This window comes from Skermanella sp., assembly GCF_059503625.1.
Genome location: NZ_JCACHA010000055.1, coordinates 1 through 4,242, shown reverse-complemented (window position 1 = coordinate 4,242; position 4,242 = coordinate 1). Strand labels below are relative to the sequence as shown.

5 protein-coding genes are annotated in these 4,242 nt (G+C 63.4%); 4 read left to right on the top strand and 1 reads right to left on the bottom strand.

The annotated features are described in order from the left end of the window. Positions 1 to 215: 215 nt before the first annotated feature. The 4 genes from AC5JJ6_RS01475 (at position 216) to AC5JJ6_RS01460 (ending at position 3,768) form a co-directional block, all read left to right on the top strand. Positions 216 to 422 (top strand): hypothetical protein, encoded by a 207-nt coding sequence (locus AC5JJ6_RS01475; protein ID WP_496040339.1) that lies wholly within the window; start codon positions 216 to 218, stop codon positions 420 to 422. 225 nt (positions 423 to 647) lie between these two features. Beyond that, positions 648 to 1,169 carry a response regulator gene (locus AC5JJ6_RS01470; RefSeq protein WP_496040338.1) on the top strand — a complete coding sequence of 174 codons (522 nt, stop codon included), beginning with the start codon at positions 648 to 650 and terminating at the stop codon, positions 1,167 to 1,169. Further along, on the top strand, positions 1,105 to 2,388 hold the full coding sequence (locus tag AC5JJ6_RS01465; RefSeq protein ID WP_496040337.1) for an FIST signal transduction protein: 1,284 nt from the start codon (positions 1,105 to 1,107) through the stop codon (positions 2,386 to 2,388). The genes AC5JJ6_RS01470 and AC5JJ6_RS01465 overlap by 65 nt, the downstream gene beginning before the upstream one ends. A gap of 18 nt (positions 2,389 to 2,406) precedes the next feature. Further along, positions 2,407 to 3,768: a sensor histidine kinase gene (locus AC5JJ6_RS01460; protein WP_496040336.1), complete on the top strand. Its 1,362-nt coding sequence runs from the start codon at positions 2,407 to 2,409 to the stop codon at positions 3,766 to 3,768. Between the two features lie 50 nt (positions 3,769 to 3,818). Here AC5JJ6_RS01460 and AC5JJ6_RS01455 read toward each other — a convergent pair. Then, on the bottom strand, positions 3,819 to 4,242 hold a 424-nt coding region (locus AC5JJ6_RS01455; RefSeq protein ID WP_496040335.1), incomplete at its 5' end, for a hypothetical protein.

Sequence of the window (4,242 nt, the reverse complement as noted above, 5' to 3'; positions counted from 1 at the left end):
CGAGGGGAGAGACAACAAAGGCTGATCCTTCCGGCTGCGTCCACGGAGCAGGGAAGGGGGCTGCGACGATTCAACGCTGCTGACTTTCTTCAGGGTTGTTGAAAAGCCCGCGATCTGGATCATAACGTTACCGAAAATAACAGCAGCAAGCCGCAGCAAGGCGCGTTTCTTACCCCTTGCCAAACAAAACAGGAAAATTCCAGGGAGGAAATGGAATGTATTGGGCTCGCCTCAGTCAGGTTCAAAAATCCGTCCAGACCCCCCAGGCGCTTGCCGGATTCGTGGTGATTTTCCTGAGCGTCCTGCTCAACGCCTTCTGGATCGACATGGCGATCGGAAGTTTCGGCCTGGTGATCGCCGCCGCCATGGGTGTGGTTGGCTTCGCCCTGTTTTACCGGGGCTGGACAGTGGATGACCGCTGATCGCCGGTGCGGGGTGTCCACCGGCCGAAAGGGCCGCCTTTTCATCGTATTTGATCATAAAATAGCTGAATAGAAGAAGGGTCGACCGGTTGATTTTCCAAGCGTTTCTCAACGGAATTACCAAGAATTCTGTCGGTCCTTTAAAGATCGTCGACTTGATTTTTTAATTGGATATCTCCGAGCAGGTGAGAGATATTGAACGCTCCACTTCCGCTATAGGTAAGAATGGCGCGGCAATTTTCTCTCGTTTCTGACAAGGGCGGATCGTCCGGCCCTTCGGCACGATCCACGGGATCGCGGAGCGGCGCCGGAGCCAAGCCACCGCTTCCCGTGCGCACCGTGCTGATCGTCGAAGATAATGCTTTCAACCTCAAGCTTCTGGACGACCTTCTCCAGGCGGCGGGTTACAATACCCTTAAGGCTACCGATGGGGGACAGGCCTTGAGCATGGCGCGCGAGTTCACGCCCGACGTGATCCTGATGGATATCGGCTTGCCGGACATGTCCGGTATCGACGTCACGCGCGAGATTCGCGCCAGCAGCGACCTGAAGGACATCCCCATCATCGCGGTGACCGCCTATGCGGCGCCGGAGGACGAGGCGGCTATCCGCCATGCCGGATGCGACGACTACATCGCGAAGCCGATCTCCGCGCCGGTGTTTCTGAGGATGGTTCGGCGCCATGCCAGCTTCAGGCTGGTCGACGGCGGGGATGACGGGGCGGGACTTGATCGGCGTCGGCCGTAGCAACAACCCCGATCCCCGCGAAGCCGGGGCCGAAGCGGCGTACCGGGCCGCCGACATGCTCCGCGCCGCCGACGAACCGGCCTGGGTGCTGATGTTCTGCGGCGGCAAGCACGATCCCTCGGCCGTGCTGGCCGGATTGCGCGCAGTCGTCGGTTCGGTGCCCGTCGTAGGCGGGTCGGCCGCGGGGACCGTCACCTCGGCCGGTTTCGGCTACAGCGGTTTCGAAGTCGCGGTCGGGCTGTTCCCGGCGACGCTGGGTCTGCCCGACATCCTGGTGGAAGACGGCTTGCTGGAGGGCGAGGCGGCCGCCGGGCGGCGCCTTGGGGAAAGCCTGCGCGGGCTTGCCGGCGACGACCGGGTCGTCCTGCTGTTCTACGACAGCCTGGCCGCCACCGATCCGCCTAGACTGCATCCTGCCAGTCCGCTGGTCGATGGGATCTATGAGGGCATCGGCGAAGGTGCGGGCGCGGATGGCCGCCCCTGCCGTCCGCATCTGGTCGGAGCGGGCACGCTGACGGACATGAACCTGTCGGACGGGTATGTCTTCGATGGAATCAGACCGAAGAAACACTCCGCCGTCGCCGTCGTGCTTCCGGCCGCGATCACGGCCGAGACGGCGATCCTGCATGGCTGCGTCCCGGTCAGTTCGTTCATGACGATCACCGACATCGACGGCGCCGAAGTGTTCGAACTGGATGGCAAGCCGGCCCTGGACGTTATCGAAACCATGCTTGGCATGGATATCGCCGATGACGATGGCCGGAACTTGTCTCTTATGGTTACGTTAGGTGAAAAGCACGGCGATCCGTTTGCCGATTACGACGAAAACCGCTATGTGAATCGTCTGATCCTCAAAGTGGCGTCGGATCGCCGGTCAATTACTTTGTTCGAGCCGGATTTTCGTCGCGGATCGGTCGTTCAGATCATGTCTCGCGACAATGGGTTGATGGTGCAGAGCGTTCGCGACGGCGTGCGGTTGATGAACCGGCGGGTATCCGGCCAGCACCCGCTGATGGCGCTTTATATCGACTGCGCAGGCCGGGCCAGCGCGCGGAGCGGTTCGGAAATCGAGGAGGCGGAAGTGCTGCTCGACGAGATCGATATACGGGCGCCCCTGCTTGGGTTCTATTCCGGTGTGGAAATAGCACCGGTAGACAAGATGCGCAGCCGGCCGCTCGACTGGACAGGCGTGTTGACCGTTCTCTGCTACAACGGATGAGGGGCTGACGGACAGGGAATGACCGACCGCTCGACCGAGGACCTGGAACGCGAACTGGCTTTCTATCGCCGGCAGTGCAACGACCTGGGCGCCAGGGTGCTGCGGATGCAGGAGGAACAGAGCCGCGCCCATCGGGAAGCCCGCCGGTCGCGCACCGCCGCCCGGCTTCTTCGCAGCGCCTTCGGCCTGGTGAACGTGGAAGCATCCGACGAGGCCATCGGCGACCGGATGCTCGAGATCGTGCTGGACAACCTGGTCTGCGACCGCGCCGCCATCCTGCGGCGGGACGGCCGGCAAGGCGGCTTCAGGATCGTCAATGCCCTCGGCTTCGCCTATCCCCGCGCCGTGGGCGAGATCCCGCTCGACGATCCGCCCGAATTCTTCTTCACGTCATCGCGCGAGGCCGGCGACGGCATGGCGGCGGCCCTGGTCCAGGCGCTGGGCCTGCCCTACATCATGTGGGCCTACGATCCGGCCGCCGGCATAGCGCTTCTGCTGGGCAACCGGGGGGAGGCCAACGTGTCCCGCCCCTTCGGTCCCGACGACCGCGAAGTGGTGGAGGCGGCCCTGGGCGTCTTCGTCGATATCATGCAGCGCCGCCGGGTGGAGGAGGAGTTGCGGGTCGCCAAGATCGTGGCGGAAGAGGCCAACTCGATCAAGGCCGCGTTCCTGGCCAACCTCAGCCACGAACTGCGGACGCCGCTCAACGCCATCATCGGCTTTTCCGAGATCATCCGCGACGAGATGTACGGGATCGACTCCCGCGAGAAATACCAGGAATACGCCTCCGACATCCATGAGAACGGGCAGCATCTGCTGAGCCTGATACAGGACATCCTCGATTTCTCCCGTCTTCAGTCCGGACGTGCGACCCTGCGGGAAGAGAGCGTCGATCTGGCCCAGGCGGCAGGCGCCGCGATAGGGGCCGTCTCGACCATGGCCCGCGAGCGCGGTGTCAACATGACGATCGGCATCCGTCCGGGAATGCCGCCCATCCATGCCGATCCGACCCGGATCCGCCAGATCCTGATCAACCTGATCGGCAACGCCGTGAAGTTCACTCCGGCCGGCGGGCGGGTGGAGATCCGAGCCGGTCTTTCGGACGACGGCGGCGCCTTCCTTCAGGTGATCGACAGCGGCATCGGAATGGCGCCCGAGGATATTCCACGGGCGCTCGAACCGTTCTGTCAATTGGAGAACACCTATACCCGGCGGTTCGGCGGCACGGGACTTGGGCTTCCGCTGTGCAAGACCCTGGCGGAACGCCATGGCGGCACTCTCAGCATCGACAGCCGCCTGGGGGCCGGAACGACAGTGACGGTCCGGTTGCCCCAGCAGCGGGTTGCCGACGGGTCGGCATCGATCTTCTACCGAGCCTGACCCTGGCACGTGAGCGTGACCTGCGAAGCCTGGGATTACGGGGGGGGAGTTCAGATGCGGGACGCTGTGCTGAGCGAGGCGAGATTCTCGTCGATCGCTTGTCTCAGGCCCCAGGTCTCGATGTAGCCGAGAGGATAGGTCGGGCAACCGCTGTCGGCATCCTTCTGACGGGCGTGGATATAATCGGTCCAGCGGCGCGATGCCGGCCGGCGATGATGGAAATCATGGCAAGGCGCATCGCCGACCAGAACGAAGACGCGGGCGAACAGATGGACCGTCAGCATGGCGGTCCACCAGGCGGCCCAAGCGGCCAGACCGCTCGCCGTCCCTGCGGATTTCTCGGGAACGGGAGCGCCGGGGAAGACGCCGGCGGTGGCGAGGCAGACGAAAGTCTTGCCTCGGGCATCGATTACTTCCTGTTCCGGAAAGCGGTGTTCGCACAAGGTCCTGAGAGCCGTCCCGATCTGGAGCAGG